The following is a 26566-nucleotide window of genomic DNA, read 5'->3' as shown; positions in this document are numbered from 1 at the left end:
TACGCCGATTGAGAAACAATTGGGCGATATTTTAGACAACATGCTGGTGGTTGCTGTCAAAAAACGCTATCAGTCGGCTGGTGAGGTGTTACGGGATTTGCAACCGGCAGTGGAACTTCGTTCTGCGGTGGGATACGATTATACGAAATTGCGGGATTTGCTGGCGAATCAAAAGTGGAAGGCAGCTGATGAAGAAACGGCAAAGGCGATGTTCACTGTTGCTGGTAGGGATGATTTTTTGCGTGTAGAGGATATAGATCATTTTCCCGAAGATTTGCGAACCATCGACCGTTTGTGGCTGAAATTTAGTAACGGTAAATTTGGCTTTAGCGTTCAAAAGGAAATTTATCAAAAGTTGGGTGGTACGATGACATTTGACCCCGAAAAAATCTGGAGAAAATTTGGTGATACTGTAGGCTGGAGAGATAACAGACGATGGTTAAATAAATGGAAAGATTATGATGAATTGAACTGGCGTCGTCCCCTGAGGGATAATACCCCGGGGGGGCACCTCCCCGGCCTTGTGAGAGATTTAAGGAATTGGATGGAATTGAAGAGGTATATGGCTCTTCTCTCGCGCAGAGACTTGTAAACTGTAACATATAAGGGATACAGCTTCATGTAAAGAATTGTTTTACAAGGATTTTTTTACGTATTCATGGGCATTTCCTCAATTCGATACCTGACACCCCACGATTCGTGGAAGTCGTGGGGTGGCTACGCTACCCCCTCATCAAACTGTAAAACCGCTATTTCCGGGTTGTAACGATTCGCCACCACAAACTGTTTCGCTTTTGGGATGGTTGGTTTCGGTAACTCTCCCAAGATTCCATTTGACCGCGAGACAATTTCTTTATGCTGGCTCCAAGTTATGTTATTTTAGAGTTATTCTAGCGAACTAGCGGTTGCTCTCATGGAAACCTGTCGAATCTGCCAGCAAGAATGCTCCCAAGACCAGCAAGTCTGTAGTAACTGTGGCTATCCGTTTCCAGTTACGCCTACGTTGGACGAAAGTTCCCCATGGTCTCTAGAAGTTCTATCTCAAAGAGAGGCTTGGGAAAAGGAAATTTGGCAGCAGTACGAACAACTGCAACAACAACAACAGGAACTTTCCCAAAACTTTCAGCAGTTGCAGCAAAAATACGAGAAACAGCAGCAAGAAGCAAAAAACAACGAACGGATACAGCAGCAAATTAAGAACTTACAGCAAGAGCTTTCCGAACTAGCGGGTAAGGTAGAATCACAAAATCAATCTCAAAAAGTACAGCAGCAAGATATTGACCAGTTGCGAGAGTCTTGGCAAGAAAGTCAGCGCAAGCAACAAGAAGAAACGAGCGAACAATACCAAGAAGTCAAACAAGCAATTGCTGAATTGCAGCAGGAAGACGCTCAGCTTGCTAAAAAGTTTGAATCTCAAGACCAATCGCAACAACAAATCCAACAGCAGGTCACAGCATTACAGCAAGAGAATGTGGAATTAACAGGTCAATTCAAAGCCCAAGAGCAATCTCAGAAAACGCAGCAACAAGATATTGACCAATTGCGGGAGTTTTTGCAAGAAAATCAACGTAGCCAACAAGAAACGACCGAACAATACCAGCAGCTACAGCAAGAAATAGCTAAGTTAAAGCAAGAAAATGCTGGGGTCAGTAAAAAACTGGAATCTCAAAATCAAAAGCCGCAAAATCCGCAAAATCCAGTTTATGAAGTTTCCCTAGAAAGTGCGGTGGGATACGATTATACGCGATTGCGGGATTTGCTGGCGAATCAAAAGTGGCGGGAAGCCGATATAGAAACGGAAAAGGCGATGAAGAAGGTTGCTCATATCGAGGATGATTTTTTGCGTGAAGAGGATATAGATAATTTTCCCTGTGAAGATTTGCGAACCATCGACCGTTTGTGGGTGAAATCAAGTAACGGTAAATTTGGCTTTAGCGTTCAAAAGGAAATTTATCAAAAGTTGGGTGGTACGAGGGAATTTGACGTCGATATAGTGATAAAATTTGGTGATACTGTAGGCTGGAGAGACGATGGAGAGTGGTTGGCTTATGCTGGTATGTACGTGAATACTGAGCGTCCCCGGGATTGTAGAATACCCCCGAGGGATGTAGAGAATTTGGGGGAGTGGGGGGAAGGTGAGTGGCTTGAGAATACCCCCGAGGGGCACCTCCCGGTAAGAATTTCTTTGTTGTTTCGGAGTTTTTCGGTTTATTGGTGTGTGGGCACCTGGCTGCTCTTCTCTCGCGCAGAGACTTGTAAACTGTAACATATAAGGGATACAGCTTCATGTAAAGAATTGTTTTAAAGGGATTTTTTACGTATTCATGGGCATTTCCTCAATTCGATACCTGACACCCCACGATTCGTGGAAGTCAGGTGGGGGAGCTACACTACCAGTCATCAAACTGTAAAACCGCTATTTCCGGGTTGTAACTATTCGCCACCACAAACTGTTTCGCCACCGCTTGAATTTCAGGATGGTTGGCTTCCCACTTTTCCCATAAAGCCATTTGACCGCGAGGTGGTTTCTTGCCTTTTTTCTTAATAATCTTGGGTAGCAACTTGCTTCCCCAGTGGTTTTTCCTCTCTGGCTTGGGTTTGGGCTGGTACTTTTGACAAAAACCGCGATATTTCCTGGCACACTCATCCAAACTGTTTCCCAAACTCAAAAACGCCGGATGCCATTGAGTTAAACCGTCGTCGCTGAGTCGGTCGTAGCTGCCATAATTGCTAAAATCGTAGAAAAATCCCCATTGCATTGCTCCGGCAGCTTTGGGATTGGCATGGATGTAGCGTAGCGTATTTAATGCCCGTCGTCTATCGCTTTTGGCAAAACCTACACTATGGTATCGTTTTTCCCACCAAATGTCCGCAGCGATTGAGCATACGATTGAAACACATGGCGGTGTACCAGTTCAACCAGTGCATGATTTTGGGTAAGTCTTCTGGCTGTTGCGGTTCTAGCAGATAGTGGATATGGTTGGACATGATGCAAAGGGCGTACAACCGAAACCCAAATTTGCTCAAGGCTTTTTTAATAGCGTAAAGCAACACTTGACGGCATTCGTGGTGGGTGAGGCGAAATTCGCGATTGTTGCAGCGAATTGTGATATGGTAGCAGTAGCCTGCGGGATATAGTTGGCGTGGCATGGGTACCGAAGAGCAAACATCATTTACCTATAAATTTCCCATCCCAACCAATACCATTGCCAAACATTATCGATGGTTTTTAAAAACGATCGCGATATTTTAAACACGAAACCCCCCACACTACCAACCATCCTACCATACTTATCGCCAATAAAATTTGGTTCTCCCCAAAAATCCCTGTACAATATTTAGATGAGATTCTGGGAGAAGCGCATTGCCAGCCACCGGATACGCCCTGGAAAAAGCCCTCAAACGGTACTTTGGGTACGATCGCTTTCGACCCCTGCAACAGGAAATCGTCGAAAACGCCCTCGCCAACCAAGATGTGGTGGTTATCATGCCCACCGGCGGGGGAAAATCCTTGTGCTTCCAGCTACCAGCCCTACTCAAATCCGGATTGACCGTGGTCGTCTCCCCCCTCATCGCCTTAATGCAAGACCAAGTGGAATCCTTGCGCAACAACGGCATTCCCGCCACCTTCCTCAATAGTACCCTCAGCCGAACCGCCCAGCGATCGCGAGAGCAAGCCATCCTAGAAAAAAAAGTCAAACTCCTCTACATGGCCCCAGAACGACTCGTTGGCGAACCCTTCCTGCAATTCCTCGACCTCATCCAACACGAAATCGGTATCGCCGGCTTTGTCATCGACGAAGCTCACTGCATCTCCGCCTGGGGTCACGACTTTCGACCCGAATACCGCCAACTGCAAATTTTGCGCCAGCGGTATCCCCAAGTACCCATTATGGCACTCACCGCTACCGCCACGCCACGGGTACGCCAAGACATTAGCCAACAGCTCACCTTACAAAACCCGCAAGTCCACGTTGCCAGCTTCAACCGTCCCAATCTATACTACGAAGTTCGCCACCAAAACCGCAACTCCTACAACGAACTCCTGCAAATTATTCGCCAAGAAGGGGGTTCCGGTATTGTCTACTGCCTCAGCCGCCGCCAAGTAGACGAACTGGCGGAACAATTGCGTAACGATGGCATTTCTGCTTTACCTTACCACGCCGGCATGACCGACGAAGACCGCCGCCAAAACCAAACCCGCTTCATCCGCGACGAAATTAGCGTTATTGTCGCCACTGTTGCCTTTGGCATGGGTATCGACAAACCCGATGTGCGGTTCGTGATTCACTACAACCTTCCCAGAAATCTGGAAAGCTACTACCAGGAATCCGGCAGAGCTGGCAGAGACGGCGAACCTGCCCGCTGTACGTTATTTTATAGCTATCGCGACATCAAAACCATTGAATATTTTATCGACCAAAAACCCGACCCCGACGACCAACGCATCGCCAGACAGCAGTTGCGGCGGGTGGTGGATTATGCGGAAGGAACTGACTGCCGCCGCAGCATCCAACTGAGTTATTTTGGCGAATCTTTCCCCGGCAACTGCAACGGCTGCGATAACTGCTGCTATCCCAAACCTGTAGAAGATTGGACCATCGAAGCCCAAAAATTTCTCTCTTGTGTGGCTCGCTGCAAGCAACGGTTTGGCAGCAACCATATTATCGATGTTTTGCGTGGTTCCAAAAAAGAAAAAGTTCGCCGCAACGGTCACGATCGCTTGTCTACGCACGGTATTGGTAAGGATAAAAGCAAGGAAGAATGGCGGTTGTTGGCGCGATCGCTTATCCATCAGGGTTTGCTAGAAGAAACTACCGACGGCTATTCGGTTTTAAAGCTCAATCAAGCCAGTTGGGAGGTTATGCGCAAGCAACGGTCGGTGTTTGTTGTGGTTCCCAAAGAAGAAAAAGTCGCTGCCAGCGTGCAATCCAGTGAGGCAAGGGAAGCGGGAGAACGGCTGCTGCAAGAATTGCGATCGCTACGCAAAACCATCGCCTCGGAAGAATCCATTCCCCCCTACATGGTCTTTCCCGACTCTACCCTGCGACTCATGGCTCAGAAACAACCCCAAACCACCGAAGAATTTGGGGAACTTTCCGGCGTCGGCGAATACAAACGCCAAAAATACGGCGATCGCTTTTTAGCTGTTTTGCGCGCCCATAAACAAAGTCAAGCCAGCCAAAAGCCCAAAAATCGCACGCCCAATACTTCTTCAACCCATGAAATCACTTTAGAATTGCACCGCCAAGGCTTATCCGTCGCAGATATTGCCCGAGAACGCAATTTCAAAGAAAGCACCATCGCCGACCATTTAGCCAAACTGCTAGCTGCTGGCTACGATGTGGATTTGAATCGCTTGATTTCCCCGGAACGTCAAAAAGCCATTCTCCACGCTGTTGATGTATTGGGCGTTAGTTTCATGAAACCGATTTACGAATACCTGCAACATCAATATACGTATAACGAAATTCGCTGGGTGATGTCTTGGTATAGCAGCCAGCGATCGCCAAAACAAAGCAGTTAATCCCCATCTTTATTGAGAATTTTTCCCAATACATTCCGCCGCCCGGTCAAAACTTGCCCTCGCTTCTTCGTAACGCCCCAAACTCTGCAAAACCACCGCCCGATTGTACCATGCCGGCTGCAAATTGGGGTCGATTTGCAACGCCCGGTCAAAATCCAACAATCCCTCCTCGTAGCGACCCAAGCAATTGCATAAAGTACCACCGCGATTGAGCCAGGCAGGAATGAGTTCTGGGTTCAACTCCAAAGCACGATTGAAACTCGCGATCGCTTCTTGGTGTCGTTTCAACTGATTCAGAGCATTGCCGCGATCGTTCCAAGCCCGGTCGAAATCCGGTCGCAGTTGCAAAGCTCTGTCAAAACTCGCCAACGCTGCCTTGTATTTCCCCAAATTATAAACTGCATTGCCGCGATAGTACCAAGCCTCTGCATTTTGGGGATTGAGCTTCAAACAACGGTCCAACGCCCTAGCCCCTTCTTGGTGCTGTTGTAGATAATTGGACAGGAGAAGCCCCTTACTATACCAAATATAACTCTGTTTTTTGTAAATTGTCAAAGAACGGTCGAAACTCGCGATCGCTTCCTCGTAGCGTTTGAGAGCTTTCAACGCCAGACCGCGATTTTTCCAGGCTTCGCTGTTGTCGGATTGCAAAGTCACCGCTCGGTCGTAACTCGCGATCGCATCTTCGTAGCGTTGCATCGCCTTAAGCGCATCCCCCCGATTGGACCAACTTTGGGCGTAGTTGGGTTGAATAGCAATGGAACGGTCGAAACTCGCGATCGCTTCTTGGTAGCGTTTTGTCTGCAACAAAGCCATTCCCCGCAAATTCCAAACTTCATAATCAGTTGCCTGTAAGGAAAGTGCCCGGTCGTATCCCGCAATCGCTTCCTCGTATCTGCCCAACTCCTCCAACGCCATACTGCGCAAATTCCAAATTTCGCTGTCTCCCGGTTTTAAATCCAAAGCCCGGTCGTAACTCGCGATCGCTTCTTCATGCCTGCCCAACTCATCCAAAAAAATACCCCGCTGGCACCAAGCCTCGCTATCATCGGGATGTTTCTTCAACTGGCGATCGTATCCCAAAATCTTCTGTTCGTATTCCTTATATTTATCTTGAATTTTAGAACCAGCCTTCGCCAGCGACGAAGATGCCCAACTGCCTTTCGATACAATGGGAAACTGACCGTCAGCTTTTCTCTTTTGAATGCCAATAGTTTCCACAAAAAACATCACTGGCGGCAGCACCAACCAATACCAACTAGAGCGATCGCGGGGTTGGTAAGAAATCTGCAAAGAGGTACGTTCTGCATCCTGTAAAAACGCATTGGTGCGGGATACAAACTCTTTCTTCTTCTCCGGCGTAGCGCGATCGGCCACCAACAGCATCCTGCTATCTTTGGTTTCGAGAAAGATTTTATATAAATTCCACTTCCACTGCCAAACCAACGGCTTGCGCTCCACCTCAAAAACCGCCTTCTCCAACTCGCTCAAAGGAATTTCTTGCGTAGTTTTTCGCCAAAATAGCTGACGCACCTCAACCTGACACTGACCGCCACCGCTATCGTTTCTAGAACAATCCAAACCATGAGCGTATCCCAACCCCCGCACCAACACAAACAGCACAATCCCCAGAGACAAGAAAAATCCCCACCCCACCTGGGTCGGCACAAACGTGACGCGAAACTTTCCTATTGTTGCCAGAACGTAGCTGGTGGGCATTTTCACCATAAATTCAGGTCAAGCGTTAAGTCTAATCAATTTTAGCGAAAAATGGCAGACATCTTGTAGGGGCAACCCCCCGTGGTTGCCCCAATTCCGGTGATTCCCCCAAATCCGGTGTGATACCAAATCCATACTGCGAAGACCCAAAAAATCCCCCAGGCAAAGCCGAAAACTCCTCCCCCTCTCCCACTCCTCCCCCTCCTCCCACTCAAATGTTACACATCGCGATCGCGTTATGAAATAAAACCATTTTGGTGTATTCTAGGGGAAGTTCCTGTCCAAAGCGATGGTTTATGCCCCAATCCCATATTGTAGACCCATCCAAACTTGCTAGCGCGATCGCAGCGAGTCAAAATTATATGTTGGGCTTGCAATACCCCCAAGGCTACTGGTGGGCAGAATTGGAAGCCAACACCACCATGACCGCCGAAATCGTCTTGCTGCACAAAATTTGGGGAACCGAAGACCGTTTCCCTGCACGCAAAGCCGAAAATTACCTGCGTTCGATGCAAGCAGACAGCGGCGGTTGGGAACTGTATTACGGCGATGGCGGCGAACTCAGCACCTCTGTAGAAACCTACATGGCACTGAAGCTGCTGGGGGTTTCGGCAGATGACCCCGCCATGCAAAAAGCACGTCGCTTCATTCTGGAAAAAGGCGGCATCAGCAAAACCCGCATTTTCACCAAAATGCACTTGGCACTCATTGGCTGTTACGACTGGCGTGGCATTCCTTCCATTCCGCCGTGGGTAATGTTGCTGCCGGCAGAAGCACCTTTTTCCATTTACGAGATGTCAAGTTGGGCAAGGGGAAGCACAGTGCCGCTGTTGGTGGTGTTCGACCAAAAGCCGGTGTTTCCGGTTTCTCCCGCGATTTCTTTAGACGAGTTGTATGCAGAAGGCAAGGAAAATGTTCGCTTCCAACTGCCTACCAAGTCTGATTGGAGCGATGTTTTTGTTTGGTTGGATGCGGCGTTTAAATTTGCCGAAGATTGGGATTTGGTGCCTTTTCGCGACGAAGGCATTCGGGAAGCAGAAAAATGGATTTTAGAACGCCAGGAAGCCACGGGAGACTGGGGTGGCATTATTCCGGCGATGCTCAACTCGCTGCTGGCACTGCGCTGTTTGCAGTACGATAGAAACGACCCTGTGGTGGTTCGCGGTATGGATGCCCTGGAACGCTTTGCCATCGAAACAGAAGAGACCTACCGCATGCAACCCTGTATATCTCCAGTTTGGGATACAGCTTGGGCATTGCGATCGCTCATTAGTTCTGGATTGAACCCCGACCATCCGGCATTGGTTCGCGGTGGCGAGTGGCTGCTGGGCAAGCAAATTTTGGATTACGGAGATTGGTCGTATAAGAATCCTTTGGCAACCCCCGGCGGTTGGGCGTTTGAATTTGACAATCGCTTCTATCCCGATTTAGACGATACTGCCACGGTGGTGATGGCACTGCATCCGGTGAAATTACCCAACGAAACCCACAAGCAAGTAGCAATGCAAAGAGCGGTTCGCTGGCTTGCTTCCATGCAGTGTCGCGAAGGGGGTTGGGCAGCGTTTGATATCGACAACGACCAGGAATGGTTGAACGAACTGCCCTACAGCGATTTGAAAGCCACCATCGACCCCAATACCGCCGATGTGACGGCACGGGTGTTGGAAATGCTGGGGATTTGCCAAATGACCATGCCCCAGCAACAAATCGATAAAGCGATCGCGTATTTATGCCGCGAACAAGAATCCGACGGCTCTTGGTTTGGTCGTTGGGGGGTTAACTATATTTATGGTACCAGTGGTGCCTTAGCCGCTTTAGCTGCGATCGCGCCAAAAGCTTGTTCTTCCCAGATAAACCGTGGCGTTTCCTGGTTGTTAAGCTGTCAAAACCCAGACGGCGGTTGGGGAGAAACTTGCCGCAGTTACGAAGACCCCAGCCTCAAAGGGCAGGGCAACAGCACCCCTTCGCAAACTGCCTGGGCACTTATCGGTCTTCTGGAAGCCGGCAAAGCGACCAATCAGTGGCAACAAGAAGCCATTGACCGAGGCATCGACTATCTCATTTCTACCCAAGAAGCCGACGGCAGCTGGCAGGAAGCAGAGTTCACCGGCACGGGTTTCCCTTGTCACTTTTATTTAAAATATCACATGTATGCCCAATATTTTCCGTTGAAGGTATTGGGAGATTATCAGGCTCTCTTGGATCGTGGAACTGGGTAGTTGGCATAAGTGCATAGGAGTATAGAGGTAGGGAATCGTAGGTAGTATGTTCGTATAGATAGCTAGTTTGGGAGGGCATAAAAAAAGATTGGGTTCAAAACCATCGCACTTTCGTGGAAGAGGAGGTCTAGAAAATCCATTATATATATTACACGAAAAATTTATTGCGACAAATTATCTTCCCTTGACCATATACGCTCGGTGTGTTGTAATAGAAGTATCGTGGAAATTTTATTTTTTAAAAACGTTAAAACAAATTATTCTAAGGGAAGGGATGCAATGACAAGTCAATCGAATCCTTTACATAAATGGCTTAATCTAAGTTGGGATCGTCCAGAACGATCTTATAATCCAGATGTTAGAGACTTTTTAGCCAAATTATTAGACTATCCCAAAGATAAAGTTGTTACTGAAGATAAAGCAGGTGGTGGTTATCCCGATATCAAACTTTTAACACCTGAGAAAATCCCTTGGATTGTTGGGGATCTAAAAAAAGATGATGCTGAATTAACCACAGAAAGGGGACGCATAAATTTATGGAGTCAGAAGCGTAAATATATTGATGGTTTAACTCGTTATGTTTTGTTTTTAACAGCGAATTATATTTGGGTGGTTTCGCCAACAGGGGAAGCCATACAAGGTTTAGAATCTCCTTTACAGTTATCAGAGTTTCGTCTAGAGGATATAAAAAATACGCTGCAGTTCTTGTCCTATGAAAAAGCAGAACACTCGCAACAATGGGAAACCTTTATTGCTGGTCAACTTCCTTATACCTACTTAAAGCTAGATGATGCTAACACTCGCTCTCAATTACAGAAAGACCTACAAACTAGCTTTTCTGAATTAAATGAAGTGGGGAATAATGCGATCGCAACTTTGCTTCAACAACATGAAGAATATCAAACCAAAGAACAGGAAATCAATCGTAATTTAGTCGATACAGGAGATGCGCAGCGTCGAGCTTTCAACCGTCTTAAAAATCAATTTAACTTTGAACGCTATCTGTTTAACGAAATTATTCCTCAATTTGAAGATCGCTATGGACGTGAAGTCAGTGCAAAAAATAATCAAGAAGCCCAACAAAGAATTCGCGAAGCCTTTGTTGCTGACTCAGTTGCTGTGTTACTCGCTCGTGTTTTATTTCTACGACTGATTGAAGACTTAGGATTGACCAAAAAACGACGTTTGTCTAACGGTGGACCGCAAGATTGGGCAGCATTTGTTGATTATTTAACAGGAGATGCTCGTGCATTAGTGCGTCTCGTTGCAGAAGATGTGGGACAAGTTTATCAAGATCCCCTAGAAAATAACCTATTTGACTGGTTATATCATACGAATGGAATGCTTGATGAAGCCTTGCAACGCTTAATTTTACGCTTGAATGCTTATGACTTCTCAGGTTTATCAGAAGAAATTTTAGGCGATATATATCAATCCTTTTTACCCCCTGCAAAACGGAAACGGTTAGGAGAATTTTATACCCCTCCTGCCATCGTTGACTGGCTTTTAGACCAAACGGTATTCAGCCATGAACCGGGTAGATTGCTCGATCCTGCTTGCGGAAGCGGATCATTTTTAGTGCGTTATGTCCATCGTTGCTTAGAAGATGCGAAAAGCAGAGGCTTAGATCAAGACGCTGTTTTGCAAGAGTTACAAGAAACGGTTTGGGGCTTTGATCTCAATCCATTTGCGGCTTTTATTAGCCACTTTCAACTTATTTGGGCATTTCTTCGTTTCCAGCCCACTAGAGAACCCCCTGCCATTCAAGTGTATAACTTAAATAGCCTCCTTCGGGATGCCGATTTAGTCCCTTTGCTGGGTGAAGAATACTTATCCCCCGGTTCTATTGAACGAGATACCAAACAATGGAAATATATTGTTGGCAATCCGCCCTATATTCGCGCTGAGCGAGTAAAATACAACGAGGAGATGAAGGGGCTATGGCATCAAATTTGGGGACAAAATGCTGATACCGGGTTAGTCTTTCTCTATCGCGCTTTAACTGAGTCTTTAGAAGCGGGGGGCTATTTAGGAATGGTAGTTAGTGGCGGATATGCCAACTCCGAAGCAGCCGCTAAAGTTTGGAAATTGCTCTATCCAAAGGGAACAGCCGCTCTCAGAAAAGTAGTTTGGTTGGAATTTACAGACGAACCAGTGTGGGATGTGGCTCGTGTTCCGTTAATGATTGTAATTGAAAAAACGCCTCCTAAAGAAAATGATGAAATTGAGTTATATGTTCCCTCGACTGGGGTAAGTCACGAATCACCCGTTACAGTAAAGTACAGAGATTTTTTTGATACCAAAGTTAATCCAAGGGTAACTAACATCGATTCCAGTAATACCAGAGAAGGTCAATGGGGAGATTATTTATTACCCTTACTTCACCCAAGAGATGTTCCCATTTTGAAAAAATTGTATCCCAATGGAAATAATGGACAAGATAGCAGTATTGTCGAACTAAAAGAAGCCGTATCTCAGCAACTTAGCCGTAATAACCGCCCTTTTTGGTTTACCTATGGCATTCAGCGAGGAGGTGCAGAAGTAACTTCTGAAGCTACTAGTGAAAATTGTGTTCAAGTTATCGCAGGACGTAGTATAGCTGTAGGTTGGTCAGGAGAAGCAGAGGGATGGGTGAATCTTGATACAGTCAGAGAAAGACCTTATGGGAAACTCAGTTTATGGGGCGATCGCGCTCATGAAAAATTTATAGCCGTAACTAATATCGGATGTGCTCCCACAGCAACATTAGTTAGAAGTTCGATTACTGCTGCTGTTGATACTCTCATCATTACTTTACCTAAAAAAGATTCTCCATCTGCTGAAGCTGTTACAGCTTATCTCAACAGTAAATTAGCTCGTTTTTACTGGGCAATTCGTTTGAGAAGCGGGGTCATTCAAGGATATTATGCCCATATTTATCCCCGAACCCTGGAAGCCCTTCCTTGGGTCAAAACTCTTGATCCAGAAATTGAACAGCAACTGACTGATAACTACAATGAGTTAGCCCGATTAGCGACTGTCGCCAAAAATAATCCTGATGAATGGCTACTGTCAGAAGTTGAAGCCAGAATCGAACAACAACAGCCCTATAAACTTTCCGATCGCGCTTTAGGCTTAAATTTCTCTAACTGGACTCCCAATGAAGTCACTGTTCACGAACTAACGCTTAACGGCAATTTTATTCAAGCTGATTTATTTTCTTTTGAATTAATAGATTCTGATCTCGCAGAACTCGTTTATAAGTTACTCACTTTAATCGGTGATGAGAACACCACGATATCCAAGCGAACCATCCAAAAACTGGTTATCCCTCGTGACTACGCTACATTGATGCAAGAATACCGACAGCGCATCGCTAACTTTCAGCAAGTGGAATCTGATTTTTTAGCGGTATTGGATAAAATCGACAACGCCGTTTATGAAATGTTTGGCTTACGTGATGAGGAAAAAGCCCATATCGAACAGCGACTCTCCAATTTTCCACTTAATCAACTACAACCTCGCTATCCTTGGGACAATGTAAGATCGAGACCTATCAAAGCCTATACTGAAGATCGTTTTAAATAATGATTCTTCGGAAAACCTAATTTCTCTAGAGTCATGGCATCCTGTATCTACAACCAAGCTTAGGACATTAAATTGGGAATAAAGCCGACAAACCTGGATTGCCCTTCACCTATTGTTCTAAAATTGTTATGTAGTGCTATATATTTCCTTATAAACTTATAACACCATCGGTATGTCTCTCCATCCTCTCAGTGGTAGCAATTTATCGACACTCATCCACGTAGTTTCCCGTTACAGTAGAAGCCAAGATACGCAATTTGCCCGCATTTTTGCTATTGCTGGTGTGGTTTTGCTGCGATCGCCCTTTTCTCTCATCGAACGACTGACAACTGCCTATCGCTTCCAACAACAACCCACCATGCCAGCACCGATTTTTATTATCGGGCATTGGCGCAGCGGTACGACGCATTTATACAACATTCTTAGCAAATCGCCACAATTCGGTTACGTATCTCCCCTTGCCGTGGGATTGCCGTGGGATATTTTGGGATTGGGAAATATTTTACAACCTCTGCTGGAAAAAACGCTGCCCGAACAACGGTTTATCGATCGCATTCCCGTTACCCCCGTTTCTCCCCAAGAAGACGAAATCGCGATCGCTAATATGTCGCCCCTATCATACTACCACGGCATCTATTTTCCCCAACATTTCTACGATATTTTCCGCCGCAGCATCTTTTTCGACGGCTGCCAACCCCAAGAAATCGAAAACTGGCAGCGAACTTTGGTCTACTTTCTTCAAAAAATCTGGCTGCAACAAAACCGCAAACCCCTCCTCATTAAAAATCCCGTTTATACCGCCAGAGTTTCCATGTTGCGGGAACTGTTTCCCGGTGCCAAATTTATCCATATTTACCGCAATCCCTATCGCGTATTTCACTCCATGCAAAACTTTTACCGCAAACTCTTTCCAGAACTAGCTTTGCAAAATTTTCACCATCTAGAAATCGACAACTGGATTTTAGAAACCTACTCCCGTATGATGAACCAATGTCTGGAACAAACTGCCAAACTACCCAATGAAGATTTGGTAGAAATTCGGTTTGAAGATTTGGAAGCCAATCCCATATCGGAATTGGAAAGAATCTATCAAACGCTGCAACTGGATGGATTCGCAGAAGATAAAATCTACTTCCAAAACTATCTCGATTCGGTTAGCAACTATCAGAAAAATGCCTATGAAATGACCCCAGCAGCCATGGAAATGGTGGAAAGCTATTGGCAGCCATTTTTAGAACGTTGGCAATATCGACCACCAGTGCCTAGATAAAAACCAATCTATCTCTGGGAGATACGAAGATGCGCAAAATAAGAATAGCAACGACAGAATTTCTATTTTTGCTCTATCGGGTTGTCGTGGTGTGCTTTTGAAAATACGCAACGTCGAGCTTTTTATGAAAATAACCGAGATACTCGTACTGAAAAGAACAAAATTGAAATTGTATGTCCCAATTATAATACCAGGAAGTTCCCTAAGATATTCGAACAGATTTTTTTGTTTTCGTAGCGATGGGGAAAATCTTGACAAGTGGTTGCGATCGCGATAAAATTGAAATTACATAGCGCTTCGCCATAAAAAAGGGGAGGTTTTGTAAAGACGCCTTTACCCAAACATCTAAGCTGCGCAAAAATAGGCTATCGTTGGTATAAAAAATCTCCTTTCTAAAACGATCTTGATTCAGTCATTCAGAATCGGAATCTAATAAATCTTCGCTATTGGTTATAAAAATACCTTTCTTCACCATTCTCTTAAATTTTTCGTAGCAATCATTTTTCTTATCTCCTCTTCTCCTTGGATATCCTAGCCAAAGAATAACCACAATATGGTTTTCACGATCGACCCAAAAGAATAATCTATATTGAGATGAAAGTCCCAAATTTTTGACACGACAATACTCTTTTAGCTCTTTTCTAAGTTTGTAACGAGAATTGAACGGGTCTGCTGAAATATCCTGAAAACATTTACGTAGAGCTTTAAGAAGCTTAACATCTGGATGTTGCTTGTACTTTTCCCTACTTAGTTGACCTTCTTTCGTTTTTCGATCGAGTTGCTTTACTTTTTGGATTTGTTCTTGGTACTGTCGGTGGAAAATAGGATGATAGGCAATCGACCATTCATTTTGATTGGAAACAGACACGGCTAGAAAAAAGTTGCTCCTCTTGTCTCCCTAAAAAACTGAACTTGACGAAACGATGAAAATGCTTCTAGTCTACATCTCGGAGCAACTCATTTAGCTCATCTTCTTGCTTGCGATCGGGATAAACTAGTTTGTCAGGATTGGCCTCAATATCTTTTTTTAACAAATCGAGATATTTTTTCATTATATCGGGTTCCTTATCTTCTGGATAAACCTCAGTGTCTGTTTCTCGCTCGTTTTGCCAATGCGTATTCGCTCCAAACCCCAAACTACGCTTACTTTTTTGAGGTAAAGGATTGTGATTTTGACTGTTAGAAAAAATGGAGCCGTCAAAGGTAAGCATTGGATTGCCTCCACGAATCCTAGGAAAATTTATTCTATTGTTTGTTAAAAACAATTTCCCAATTTCCCCTAGTTCTATATTTATAGTTTGCTCTGCATAGTATAGCTGAAAGCAGCAATTATGGCAATGCTGTTTTCCCAGGATGGAGACCTGAATAGAGAGAATTGAATTTTTTTGAAGGAAATTCAGCTCATTTGCTGAAAAATCAAGATTTTAGCCTTTATATCGCGATTGCTAGCATTTTGTTGGACCGCAGTTTGTATGGCTGCCAGTTTTTTTTTCGATAGACAAACTGTTCGATTGTGGTATAATGTAGATTGACATAGGGCGATCCGCTTCGCCATAAAAAAGGGGAGGTTTTGTAAAGACGCCTTTACCCAAACATCTAAGCTGCGCAAAAATAGGCTATCGTTGGTACAATACAATTTTCCTATTCCGAACTAGCAAAGAATCTAGGAAGGCTGTATTGTGCGCAAACTATCAACATTTGGCTTATTTTTCGGACTAGCCTTTCTCACCAGCTTAATTGCAGCCCAAGGCGGAAAAGCGATCGCAGAAACCTTAGCCATAGCCGGCTGGCAAATTTTTTGGCTACCTGTATTTTATCTATTTCCCCTGTTGTGCGCCACCTTTTCCTGGCGAGCTTTGTTTGCCCCCTGGCAAGTGCCCCCATTTCGGTTTAGTCTCTATGCCAGTTGGGTGGGGTTAGCTATTAACTGGCTGTTACCGGTAGCGCAAATTGGTGGCGAACTGGCGCGCGTGCGTTTGTTGGTCAAACGCCGGTTTCCCGCCGATATTGCCTTTGCCAGCGTCATTGGCGACAAAACCCTACAGGTAATAACCCAAGCGCTTTATACGTTTGTGGGGTTGATGCTGTTTTTGGCACTAAAACAGGGAAGTGTCTTACAAAATATTGTACACCAACAAAGAGCGATCGCGGGCATTGCTGCAGGCATTTTCATCATGACGGTGGCAAGCTGGGGATTTTATCGAGTACAGCGTTTGGGCATGTTTGGCATCCTCACGCGCATCGCCAAAAAATTCCCTAGGGTAAATTCCACCGCATCTTCCAGTTTAGCCAATCTGGATACGGCCATTCATGCCATGTACGATCGCCAAAAACGTTTGGTCATTGCTGCTGGCTGGCGTATTGCTTTTCGATTGGTGTTGGCAGGAGAAGTATGGCTGGCGCTGTACTTTTTAGGGCATCCTGTAAGTTGGGTAGAAGCGATAATTTTAGAGAGCTTAGGTCAGGGAATTCGCACGGCTGCCTTTGCTATTCCTGGTGGTTTGGGGGTGCAAGAAGCCGGTTTTATGGTTATTGGTACGGCTTTGGGATTACCCACGCCAGTAGCTTTAGCACTTTCCCTGAGTAAACGCGTACGGGAGTTAGTTGTAGGCGTACCAGGCGCGATCGCTTGGCAGGTGACGGAGGGGATTGATGCTTTGCGATCGTCGGAAGTTCGATCGTAGTTGCATCGGAGCATCGGAGCATCGGAGCATCGGGGCGTCGGAGCATCGGAGCATGGGGGCATCGGGGCATCGGGGCGTGGGAGCATCGGAGCATCGGAGCATCGGAGCATCAGAGCATCGGAGCATCGGAGAAAACAACCAATTATATCTCCCAAGCTCCCACGCTCCCAAGCTCCCACGCTCCCACGCTCCCAAGCTCCCACGCTCCCAAGCTCCCACGCTCCCAAGCTCCCACGCTCCCAAGCTCCCACGCTCCCAAGCTCCCACGCTCCCACGCTCCCACACTCCCACGCTCCCTATTTCTCCATCTCCCCACTCCCCCGTGGCTGCAACCAACCCTGCTGCTGGTACCACTTCACCGCATCTTTTAAAGAAGACATGACTGGTCGGAAACTCACGTTAAGTTCCGTGGTGGCTTTGGTATTGTCAAAATAGATGGGCGATCGCGCCAAACGTACGCCTGTGAGAGGAGCTGTCGGTGGTTTCTTGGTAATGGTATCTGATATTGTTTCCGAAACGGCACTTACGACCAATGCCAGCCAGTAGGGAATTTGCCTTTCGGGCATGGGAATACCGGTTAGTTGTTCCAGTAACTGTAAAAGCTCGCTCAACCGGATATTTTGATTGCCCAAAAAATAGCGTTCCCCAGGTTTGCCATTTTCAATAGCCAGCAAGTGACCGTAGGCAACATCGCGCACATCCACAACATTTAAAACACTTTCTAAATAAGCTGGATATTTGCCGTTGAGAAAATCCACAATCATTCGCGAAGGGGGCGTTAAATTGCGATCGCCAGGACCGATGGGAATGCTAGGATTAACAATAACCACGTGCAATCCCCGTTTGGCAGCTTCCCGTGCTTCCTGTTCTGCCAAAAACTTACCTTTGCAGTAAGCACCTACCATATCTTGATAGGTGAGTTCTACGGATTCGTCGCAAACCTGGTTTTTGCGAGAGCGATCGCTTTTTAAAACTGACTCGGTGGAAGTATGCACCACCCGTTCTACCCCCGCATCCATCGCCGCTTCCATAATATTGCGGGTTCCCGTTTGATTCACCGTCAGGAAATCTTGCTTGCGTGGCGACCAAAGACCGGCATTGGCAGCGAGGTGGAAAACATAATCTCTCCCCTCCATGGCTTCGCGAACCAAGCCAGCATCGGTAATCGAACCGGTGACGTATTCCACCCCCGGGATTTCCTGTTGGGGGGTTGCTATATCCAAAATCCGTACTTCATCACCATAGGAACGCAGCAATTCGACCACATGCTGCCCAAGAAATCCCAAACCACCGGTTACCAAGCATCGTTTTGCCATCAATCAAAAGAAAATATCAACCCAAAATCGAGCGGGAAAATCGGGAAACGCTCAACCATCCCTAGCGCCCGCGCAAATTTTCTTGCAAATAAAATAAAGGAGAAGCCACCACCAACGCCGCTAGCAAAATCCCAAAGGCATCGGTAATAACAATTTGAATGTTAATAATTCCTAATCCCACCGTCAATATAACCAAACCCACAAACAATTCTTCCGTTACCTGTGGTTTGTGGCGTAGGGTTAGATATTTAACAAATGTAAAGCCACCGGCAATCAACCACGCCACCGCCGGATGGTAGATGGCAATCCGTTTAGAAAATATAAACAGAATCATAAAAAACATAAATATGTCAATCCAGAACTGACGCTGCTGTAATTTTTGCAGCCAGAACTGACGCGATCGCATATCGTATTGTTGGTGGGAAGTAACCTTTTCGCTATCCTCGTTTGGGGCAAAAACCCGATGCCACTCCGGTTTGTACTGATTTTTTACCCGACCAAAAATCTTCACCAAATGAATTCCCGACAAATTTTGCCCCTGCAAAGCCGACTCTAGCAGCCGCGATACGCGCACGTAGTTCACCTTTTCCGCTGGCGAACGGTTAACAGTCACCGTTAGTTGGCGCTTGCTTTGGGTCACTTGTAGGCTGACCGGATAGTCTTGTACCGCCGCCTGTAGAATTTGCTGAATTTCCGCGCGTCGATTGGGATCGAGTTTGAAACCGCTGGAGGTATCTTCTGGTTCCTCTTCTTCCTCTACAACATCACCACTAGCTTGCGAAACCACCTGGTTGGAGCGATCCGCTACCACCTCGCAAACTGGAACCGGCGATTTCAAAGCCTTCAGCACCTGTGCCGCGGAATGGTAGCGCTGACCCACGCTGGTAGAGAGCATTTTATCCAAAATATGCCCCAAATCCTCGCTAACAGGCGTTTGTAAATAATCCCGCCACACCCAACCACCGCTGCCGCTGTCAATCAAATCGAAAGGAGAAGTTTGGGTAAGCAAATGAATGCAGGTCACCCCCAAACTGTAGATATCGCTAGCAAAAACCGCTTTCCCACGCAACTGTTCCGGTGCCGTATACGCCGCCGAACCAATCACCGTGCCCGTTCGACCGCCAGCGCGGGCACTTGCCGCAAATTTCGCCGCCCCAAAATCCACCAAACACCAACGGCTATGGTATTGAATATCGTGACGGCGGCGACGGTAAATAATATTTTCCGGTTTGATATCCCGGTGAATGACGTGGTGGCTGTGGATAAATTGCAATACCGGTAGCAGTTCTTTTAGCAGCAGCCGGATTTTGCGTTCGTCAAAAGGTCGGTTATTGGTCAGTGCCTCCGAAAGCAGTTTGCCTTCAATCCATTCCTGCACCAAATACTGCCGCCCATTGTCTTCCATGTAGGCAATAAATTCAGGGATTTGGGGATGTTTGCCCAACAGTTCCAATCGCACCGCTTCTTGGCGAAACAATTCCGCTGCCTTTTGTGCCTTTTGACTGCCCTGGTTTTGGGGGGAAAACTGCTTGATGGCACAGTATTCTTGGGGCGTCGTGTCTGCCGATGCGGCTGATGTTTCCTCACCGTGCAGCACTTCCGCCAAAAACGTTTTACCAAACCCGCCTTCGCCAATGGGTCGCACGGGTCGGTAAGAACCAGCTAGAATCAAAGAAGAACCGCAGTGGGGGCAAATGTCAGCTTCAATTTTGACTTCTGGGTGCGGGCATTCGGGATTGATACAGTAGGTCATGGGGAAAACGACTCCGCGATATCTCTATACTAATTCCATTTATTAGGGAAAGCACACCAACCACCGCAAGTGGAAAAATACTAGCCCACGAAGTTGCCGTCTTTGTAATATTCTGTTACAAAGTATGAAGGAATTACTCGGAGTAGGAACTGCATGTTTGGAAGTGTTACTGGTGCCACAGCTTCTTCCCAAACCGACTGGGGAGAGCAGCTGATCAACCAAGCTGCAACTCAGTCTATCCGCAGTCTGTTCACCTCCAGTGAATCAGTCGAGGTGGCGGTGCGCTGCTATCCTTCTAGCAAGCTCTTGCAAGGAAGCATCGATAGTTTCAAAATGAGCGGCAAACGCCTGCTGATTCGCCGCCGCTTCCTCGTAGAAACCATGAGTTTTGAGACAGATGCGGTAGCCATTGATTTTCGTTCGATTCTAGGCGGGCAAGTTCGACTGAAACAGCCCACACAAGCGATCGCGCAGGTGGTTTTATCGGAAGAAGGCATCAACAAAGCCTTTGAAGCCGACCTGGTGAAAAAACGCCTGGTCAATCTGGAAACCCCCTCCCTAACCGAACTTTCCGGCGGTGCGCCCGTTTCCTTTACCGACGTGCAGGTAGAATTGTTGCCAGAGAATACCCTACGCCTGCGCGCCCAAGCCGACTTGGGCGATCGCGGCGAAGTACCCGTGCAAATGCTCACCAAACTGAGCATCGAACGGCGGCGTCGTGTATGCTTCCAGGATACCCAATTTGAAGCCGCAGAGATCCCCCAACAGCACCAGGAAACTTCCCAGCGACTCACCCACGTTCTAGCAGATATTTTAAACAACATGGTCGATTTGGACCGCTTTGACCTGGATGGGGTAGTCATGCGCCTCAACCGTCTGGAAACTTCCGGCAAAGAACTGATTTTCAGCGGGTACGCCCAAATCCACCATTTTCCCCGCCATTCCTAAATTCCCATTGCCAAATGCTACGATCCAAAAAGGGAAATGTCCCGAATTTTCGCCCAAACCGGCGAACACTTCCCTCAGGATCGAAATCTAGAAATAGGCAATTGGGTAATGCGCTACCACGAACGCTCGGGCAACCGCCCTTGGCAATGGATTTTGCTGCTGTCTGCTTTGCTATCTACGTTTGCAGTGGCGAAATCTCCCCCAGTTCGGGGTCAAAATCCACCACCTTCTTTATGCCCCACACCCGTTTTATCCCGCCTCAAGACCCACACCATCCAATCGGGAGAAACGGTAGAAAGCATCGCTCGCCAGTACGATTTGATTCCGGCTACATTGCTGGGATTGAATCCCAAACTGCGTGCCGAGGAAATGCCTGTAGGTGCTGAAATTTTCATTCCCCCTTACAATGGCATTCGCGTAGAAGTGCCTGAAGGATACCACTGGCGAGAACTTGCCAACCGCTACAACGTGCGCGCCGATGTATTGTTCGAACTCAACGGCTGCGGCGAGGTGCCAGAAGTGGTATTTGTGCCTGGGGTGAATTGGTCGCCCGAAATTCCCGATGCCCCCGGGGCTGGCACATTCAACGCGGAGGTCTTTTCCCAATTGCCTTTACCCGTCACCTCGGAAATTGGGCTGAAATACGGCTGGCAGTTGCAAGCCACATCGGGCAAGGTCACCTTTCACAGCGGGATCGATTTGCAAGCTGAGGTGGGAACACCAGTTTTTGCGGTCGGATCGGGTACAGTTGCCTATGTCGGCGATCGCGGTAGTTACGGCAAACTGGTTGCCATCAACCACCAAAAAGGCAAACAAACCCGCTACGCACATCTAAACACCGTCACCGTGAACCCCGGAGAAACCGTCAACGCCGGCGATCGCTTGGGCACCGTCGGCACCACTGGCAAACCCGACATCGCAGCCCCCCACCTCCATTTTGAAATTCGCTACAACTCCGATTTGGGATGGGTTGCCGAAGACCCACAATCCTACCTGCAAGCCCTCGCGCCAAGAGCATCGCAAAACGCCAAAGCATCACCATAACAGGGGCGATTCGCAAACCGCCCCCGCACTTTCGCAGTCTAGATAGAACAGATTTTGTTTGCTACTGCTTTCCCGTGGGATGGGCAAATATCGCAGCAGCTACGGCGCGTTGACAAATTCTGGATGGGAATCTTCAGAAGCACCAAAAATCTCTGAAGGTTCCTGGGGCGGTAAATCAAAAATCGAGCGGTAGAGATTGTGATACGCCAAAGCCGATTTTTTCCAACTGAAATCCTGTCGCATCCCCCGTTGCTGTAGCTGACGCCAGGTATCCTTGTGCTGGAACGCCTCCCAAGCACGAATCAAGCAGGTGTACAGATCCAACGGTTCGTAGCGATCGAAACAGTATCCCGTGCCGGCTTGCTGGGAAGGAACATGGTGGGAAACCGTATCCACCAATCCCCCTGTGCGTCTGACAACAGGAACACTGCCGTAACGCATGGCTAGCATCTGGCTGATACCGCAGGGTTCAAACCGACTGGGCATTAAGAACGCATCCGTTCCCGCATAAATGCGCCGGGAGAGGGCATCGTTGTAAAGCAAATATACTGCCATGCGCCCCTGATAGCGGCTTGCTAGTTCCCACATTTGGGTTTCGTAGTAGCGATCGCCGGTTCCCAACAAGACAAACTGGGCATTGGTATATGCCAAAAAGCGATCGAGAATTTGCAAAATCAAATCGATGCCTTTTTGTTCCACCAATCGCGATACCAACCCCACCAGGAACGCATCCCGGTTCACTTCCAAACCCACTTCTTCCTGCAATGCCACCTTATTCGCTGCCCGTTTTTCCACCGTATCGGCATTGTAGGTTTGTGCCAAAATTGTATCGATTTCAGGATTGTACCAATCCATATCAATACCGTTGAGAATGCCGCTGAGTTTCTGGCTAATAAAAGACAGCAAACCTTCAATGCTTTCTCCGTAAGCGACGGTTTGAATTTGTTGGGCGTAGGTAGGCGATACCGTGGTCACGCGATCGGCAAACTGCACCGCCGCTGCCATGGTATTGTGACCTTCCATATACCACGGGCACCAGGTCATCTGTTCCAACCGCCAGCGCCACGGACCTTGATAAGCTAAATTGTGAATGGTAAAAACTGTGCAAATATCGGGCGACTGGTGCATCCACACCGGAATCATCCCAGCATGCCAATCGTGGCAGTGAATAATATCGGGTTTCCAGTAGTTCCAAGCAAATTCCGCCGCCCCGTTGGCAAACAAGGTAAACCGCCAGTCTTCATCCTCCCCTTTGTAAATCCGTCGGGGCAAAAAGGCTAGATGACCGAACAGATATAATGGAATTTCCGAGTTGGGAAGCACGGTTTCGTAAACATCGAAATCTTGGAACATTGCCGAACCCTGCCAAATCGGTTCTTGGGGGCACGTCATTTTATCGGGCAAAAACCCGTAAAACGGCATAAAAATCCGCACATCGTGCCCCATTTGGCGCAAAACTTTGGGCAGGGAAGCGACCACGTCACCCATACCGCCAACTTTGGCGAGGGGAGCAACTTCCGCAGCAACAAATAGAATTCGCATTCTGCTATCTCGGTGGTACGTTCTTTCAAATATTAGAATGCTCGGCGACTATCAGTCATTAGATATTCTACAGATTCTATAGAAAATTGCTGGGAAAACTGCCATGCCTGCAATTTTACGAATTTTGCCTGGCTTCGGCGAAAATTTCGTCTAAAATTTCTTGTGCCCCTTGCTCCCGCAGGCGTTCCGCCAGTTGAATGCCCAATGCTTCGGCTTGGGAAGAATCGCCGGAGACGGTATCTTTAAGCAAATGTTTGCCATCCAAACTGGCAACCATACCGGTGAGGGTAATGGTATTGTCCCTCAAGTCGCTATTTACCCCAATGGGAACCTGGCAGCCCCCTTCAAGTTCCCGCAAAAAGGCACGTTCGGCATAACAGCGCCACGCCGTAGGTCTGTCTTCAATGGCGCGCACGATCTCCATAATATCGCTGCGATCGCTACGGCATTCAATTCCCAAAGCCCCCTGACCGACAGCATGCAAGGACACCGAAGCAGGTACAATTTGATGGATGCGATGGGCCATATTCAACCGTTCCAATCCCGCTGCTGCCAGCACGATGGCATCGTAGTCGCCGGCGTCTAGTTTGGCAAGTCGGGTATTGAGATTGCCGCGAATATCTTTGAAGTGAAAGTGGGGATAATAGTGGCGCAACTGTGCCAAACGACGCAGGGAAGAAGTGCCAATAACCGCCCCTTCGGGTAAGGTATCAAGTTGTTTGTCTTGATGTTTTTCGTGCACCACCAACGCATCCGCTGGATTTTCCCGGCTGGTGATGCAGGCAATGGTTAGCCCTTCTGGCAGCTGGGTGGGCAAGTCTTTCAGAGAATGCACGGCAAAGTCAATTTCGTTATCGAGCATCCCCTGTTCCAGTTCTTTGGTAAATAATCCCTTATCCCCAATTTTCGCCAAAGCCACATCTAAAATTTTATCCCCCTGGGTGGACATGGTGTGGACTTCAAAGGTGCGATCGGCATAATGTTTTTGCAGTTGTTCTTGCACCCAGTAGGTCTGGGCGAGCGCTAGCTGGCTTTTACGGGAACCAATCCGTACGGTAGAACTCGTTGTAGACATATTGTCGGTGTAAAATTTTCTATTTGTTCGCGTATCTGTTTATTGTATTGCCAAGCGATGCTGAAGGGAAGATGGCATGGGGGGATGGGAATATTGGGGCATCGGAGAAAACAACCAATTACATCTGCCACCCTCGGCTGCTCCTACCTCTCCCGCAAGGCTTGCCCCAAATCGATATAAGCATCGGCAAAATCCGGGTGGTCGTCGATCATTTCTCGCCAGCGCGCGATCGCTTCTTCAGTATTTCCCTGTTGGTATAGGGTTTTGGCGATTTGGTGTTTGGCGTTTACCCAATCCGAACGCAATTGTAAGGCTTGCTCCAACTGCTCCATCGCTTCGGCATATCGCTGCTGCTCCCGAAAAGCTTTGCCCAGTTGGTAGTGCACTTCAGCTATTTTTGCCCCTCGTTCGGCTTCCAATCCCCGGTAAAAACGCAAAGCGCGCTGGTATTTCTCTATGGCTTGTTCGTAGTTCTCTTGCTGGGAATAGGCTTTGCCTAATTTATAATTGATTTCTGCTTGTGATGGCGTTATTCTTGATTGCAGTTGGGGGTCCATTTCTAAAGCCGTTTCGTAGGCTTGGATCGCTTCTGCCAAACGGTCTTGCTCTAGCAAAATATCTCCTTTCCCAGCGTAAGCCCCTGCAAGTTCCGGTTGTTGGTTGATAGCAGTGTCGAAAGCACGCAAAGCCTCTTGCCAGCGCTTCTGTGCTTTCAAAGCATTGCCCAAGTGGTAGTGTGCTTCTGCCATTTCGGGATTCTGTGCGATCGCTTCCCGTAAAATCGGAATGGCGAGTGCCGGTTCTGATTTGGCTATGTAAGTCGCTCCTAAATTGACCTTCGCTGGTAAGGCATCCGGTTGTCGCTCTAGAGCCGCTTTGAATGATTCGATGGCTTCGTCGTACTCGCCTTGTGCTTGCAGCAACATACCTAAGTTATTGTGCGCTCCAGCTAAATCAGCATTCCGTTCCAAAGCTTCGGCAAAAGCCTCTTTTGCTTGTTGGGTTTGACCGCGTTGGTAATAAATCAATCCTAAATTGTAATGAGCTTCTGCCAAATCGGGATTGAGTTCTAATGCTTGCTCGTAAGTCGCGATCGCGCTTTCTAATTTTCCCTGCTGTTTGTAAGCAACCCCCAAATTGTTGTACGCTTGGGCATAATTGGGATTGAGCTGCAAAGCTTGTTGGTAGTTTTCAATGGCTGCTTCCAAATTGCCTTGTGCGGCTAAAGACCGACCCAAAGCGTTGTAAGCAACAGGATTGCTGGGATTTTGCCTGACCGCCATGCGCAGCAATTCTTCCCCTTGTTCATACTTGCCCTCTTCCACCAGCGACAATCCCCGGCGCAGCAAACTGGTTCCCGTTGCCTGGGCAATTTCTGGCGAGACAACTGCGGTATCGTTGTTGGCGGTGGCAGCACGACCAGCCATCCCCACGAAAGCACCAAAAACCCCCACTGCCAGCCAATATCCTATACGTGCGCTCATAACATTTCATCCGACTCTAAAACACTAACAAACGTTCACAGACGTTAAGGTTTCTTCCTGCTTCCTAGTAGCAACGTCGGCGTCAACTACTTCACAGGCTGACACGGTGGGTCTCACCGCCAAATTCGCTAAGTTCTTACTAGCATTTAAGTCTCTGTCAATGGATGTTCCACAATGTTCGCAGTGGAACGTCCGTTCTGATAGGGACAGCGATTCTTTCTTGCGTCCGCAACTAGAACAAGTCTTAGACGATGCCAACCAACGGTCTGCAACGATTAGCTCAGAGCCATACATCCGACATTTATATGCCAGTTGACGGCGGGCTTCATGAAAACCCATATCTGCAATAACTTTGGCTAGTTTGTGATTGGCCATCATCCCAGAGACGTTCAGGTCTTCAATAACGACTTGGCTGTGG

18 protein-coding genes and 1 pseudogene are annotated in these 26566 nt (G+C 47.3%); 9 read left to right on the top strand and 10 right to left on the bottom strand.

Annotated elements, in window-relative coordinates; translation table 11 throughout:
* The coding region (locus AS151_RS16540; protein ID WP_139240710.1) for a GUN4 domain-containing protein at window positions 1-592 on the top strand (592 nt) is incomplete at its 5' end.
* A 321-nt stretch (window positions 593-913) separates the two neighbouring features.
* Entirely contained in the window at window positions 914-2266 is a 1353-nt protein-coding gene (locus tag AS151_RS16535; RefSeq protein ID WP_071518171.1) for a GUN4 domain-containing protein, read from the top strand.
* A gap of 124 nt (window positions 2267-2390) precedes the next feature.
* Here the strand turns inward: AS151_RS16535 and AS151_RS16530 are convergent.
* A pseudogene (locus AS151_RS16530) lies at window positions 2391-3150 on the bottom strand (transposase).
* Between the two features lie 214 nt (window positions 3151-3364).
* Between AS151_RS16530 and recQ the strand changes: the two are divergent.
* A complete protein-coding gene (gene recQ, locus AS151_RS16525) occupies window positions 3365-5527 on the top strand; it encodes a DNA helicase RecQ (protein ID WP_071518170.1) in 2163 nt (720 codons plus the stop codon).
* A 9-nt stretch (window positions 5528-5536) separates the two neighbouring features.
* On the opposite strand, the gene AS151_RS16520 is transcribed toward recQ, so the two are convergent.
* Complete coding sequence (locus AS151_RS16520) at window positions 5537-7255, bottom strand: tetratricopeptide repeat protein (protein WP_084639652.1); 1719 nt, start codon at window positions 7253-7255, stop codon at window positions 5537-5539.
* A 287-nt stretch (window positions 7256-7542) separates the two neighbouring features.
* Between AS151_RS16520 and shc the strand changes: the two genes are divergently transcribed.
* The 3 genes from shc (at window position 7543) to AS151_RS16505 (ending at window position 14302) form a co-directional block, all read left to right on the top strand.
* Window positions 7543-9465 (top strand): squalene--hopene cyclase, encoded by a 1923-nt coding sequence (shc, locus tag AS151_RS16515; RefSeq protein ID WP_071518168.1) that lies wholly within the window; start codon window positions 7543-7545, stop codon window positions 9463-9465.
* 222 nt (window positions 9466-9687) lie between these two features.
* Window positions 9688-13032 carry an N-6 DNA methylase gene (locus tag AS151_RS16510; RefSeq protein WP_211517629.1) on the top strand — a complete coding sequence of 1115 codons (3345 nt, stop codon included), beginning with the start codon at window positions 9688-9690 and terminating at the stop codon, window positions 13030-13032.
* A 172-nt stretch (window positions 13033-13204) separates the two neighbouring features.
* The gene (locus tag AS151_RS16505) at window positions 13205-14302 is read left to right on the top strand and encodes a sulfotransferase (protein WP_071518166.1); all 1098 of its coding nucleotides are present in this window, start codon (window positions 13205-13207) and stop codon (window positions 14300-14302) included.
* Window positions 14303-14714: 412 nt separating this feature from the next.
* On the opposite strand, the gene AS151_RS16500 is transcribed toward AS151_RS16505, so the two are convergent.
* Window positions 14715-15170, bottom strand: a complete 456-nt coding sequence (locus AS151_RS16500; protein ID WP_071518165.1) for a type II toxin-antitoxin system YhaV family toxin — start codon at window positions 15168-15170, stop codon at window positions 14715-14717.
* A gap of 67 nt (window positions 15171-15237) precedes the next feature.
* Complete coding sequence (locus tag AS151_RS16495) at window positions 15238-15513, bottom strand: hypothetical protein (RefSeq protein ID WP_071518164.1); 276 nt, start codon at window positions 15511-15513, stop codon at window positions 15238-15240.
* A gap of 468 nt (window positions 15514-15981) precedes the next feature.
* Here AS151_RS16495 and AS151_RS16485 point away from each other — a divergent pair, with 468 nt between their 5' ends.
* Window positions 15982-16986, top strand: a complete 1005-nt coding sequence (locus AS151_RS16485; RefSeq protein WP_071518162.1) for a flippase-like domain-containing protein — start codon at window positions 15982-15984, stop codon at window positions 16984-16986.
* A gap of 296 nt (window positions 16987-17282) precedes the next feature.
* Here the strand turns inward: AS151_RS16485 and hpnA are convergent, their stop codons facing one another.
* Window positions 17283-18302: a hopanoid-associated sugar epimerase gene (hpnA, locus tag AS151_RS16480; RefSeq protein WP_071518161.1), complete on the bottom strand. Its 1020-nt coding sequence runs from the start codon at window positions 18300-18302 to the stop codon at window positions 17283-17285.
* Window positions 18303-18363: 61 nt separating this feature from the next.
* Window positions 18364-20055, bottom strand: a complete 1692-nt coding sequence (locus AS151_RS16475) for a serine/threonine-protein kinase (protein ID WP_071518160.1) — start codon at window positions 20053-20055, stop codon at window positions 18364-18366.
* Window positions 20056-20208: 153 nt separating this feature from the next.
* Between AS151_RS16475 and AS151_RS16470 the strand changes: the two genes are divergently transcribed.
* Window positions 20209-21003, top strand: coding sequence for a DUF2993 domain-containing protein (locus AS151_RS16470; RefSeq protein ID WP_071518159.1), 795 nt, complete (start codon window positions 20209-20211; stop codon window positions 21001-21003).
* Window positions 21004-21039: 36 nt separating this feature from the next.
* On the top strand, window positions 21040-22047 hold the full coding sequence (locus AS151_RS16465) for a M23 family metallopeptidase (RefSeq protein WP_244533052.1): 1008 nt from the start codon (window positions 21040-21042) through the stop codon (window positions 22045-22047).
* A 99-nt stretch (window positions 22048-22146) separates the two neighbouring features.
* Here the strand turns inward: AS151_RS16465 and glgA are convergent, their stop codons facing one another.
* The 4 genes from glgA to AS151_RS16445 all read right to left on the bottom strand — a co-directional run.
* Window positions 22147-23589, bottom strand: coding sequence for a glycogen synthase GlgA (gene glgA / locus AS151_RS16460; RefSeq protein ID WP_071518158.1), 1443 nt, complete (start codon window positions 23587-23589; stop codon window positions 22147-22149).
* A 115-nt stretch (window positions 23590-23704) separates the two neighbouring features.
* Window positions 23705-24664 carry a hydroxymethylbilane synthase gene (hemC, locus tag AS151_RS16455; RefSeq protein WP_071518157.1) on the bottom strand — a complete coding sequence of 320 codons (960 nt, stop codon included), beginning with the start codon at window positions 24662-24664 and terminating at the stop codon, window positions 23705-23707.
* Window positions 24665-24807: 143 nt separating this feature from the next.
* Window positions 24808-26148, bottom strand: coding sequence for a tetratricopeptide repeat protein (locus AS151_RS16450; RefSeq protein WP_084639650.1), 1341 nt, complete (start codon window positions 26146-26148; stop codon window positions 24808-24810).
* A 24-nt stretch (window positions 26149-26172) separates the two neighbouring features.
* Window positions 26173-26566: RNA-guided endonuclease TnpB family protein (locus tag AS151_RS16445; RefSeq protein WP_139240708.1), on the bottom strand; the 394-nt coding region annotated here is incomplete at its 5' end.

The organism is Geitlerinema sp. PCC 9228, from assembly GCF_001870905.1.
GTDB lineage: Bacteria > Cyanobacteriota > Cyanobacteriia > Cyanobacteriales > PCC-9228 > PCC-9228.
The sequence above is the reverse complement of the archived record's forward strand: the minus strand, read 5'-3'. Positions and strand labels throughout refer to the sequence as shown.

Excerpts from the sequence above, each read along its gene's own strand:
- AS151_RS16535 (WP_071518171.1), top strand. The coding sequence starts at position 914 with ATGGAAACCTGTCGAATCTGCCAGCAAGAATGCTCCCAAGACCAGCAA.
- AS151_RS16520 (WP_084639652.1), bottom strand. The coding sequence starts at position 7,255 with ATGGTGAAAATGCCCACCAGCTACGTTCTGGCAACAATAGGAAAGTTT.
- shc (WP_071518168.1), top strand. The coding sequence starts at position 7,543 with ATGCCCCAATCCCATATTGTAGACCCATCCAAACTTGCTAGCGCGATC.
- AS151_RS16505 (WP_071518166.1), top strand. The coding sequence starts at position 13,205 with ATGTCTCTCCATCCTCTCAGTGGTAGCAATTTATCGACACTCATCCAC.
- AS151_RS16495 (WP_071518164.1), bottom strand. The coding sequence starts at position 15,513 with ATGCTTACCTTTGACGGCTCCATTTTTTCTAACAGTCAAAATCACAAT.
- hpnA (WP_071518161.1), bottom strand. The coding sequence starts at position 18,302 with ATGGCAAAACGATGCTTGGTAACCGGTGGTTTGGGATTTCTTGGGCAG.
- AS151_RS16475 (WP_071518160.1), bottom strand. The coding sequence starts at position 20,055 with ATGACCTACTGTATCAATCCCGAATGCCCGCACCCAGAAGTCAAAATT.
- AS151_RS16470 (WP_071518159.1), top strand. The coding sequence starts at position 20,209 with ATGTTTGGAAGTGTTACTGGTGCCACAGCTTCTTCCCAAACCGACTGG.
- AS151_RS16465 (WP_244533052.1), top strand. The coding sequence starts at position 21,040 with ATGTCCCGAATTTTCGCCCAAACCGGCGAACACTTCCCTCAGGATCGA.
- glgA (WP_071518158.1), bottom strand. The coding sequence starts at position 23,589 with ATGCGAATTCTATTTGTTGCTGCGGAAGTTGCTCCCCTCGCCAAAGTT.
- hemC (WP_071518157.1), bottom strand. The coding sequence starts at position 24,664 with ATGTCTACAACGAGTTCTACCGTACGGATTGGTTCCCGTAAAAGCCAG.
- AS151_RS16450 (WP_084639650.1), bottom strand. The coding sequence starts at position 26,148 with ATGAGCGCACGTATAGGATATTGGCTGGCAGTGGGGGTTTTTGGTGCT.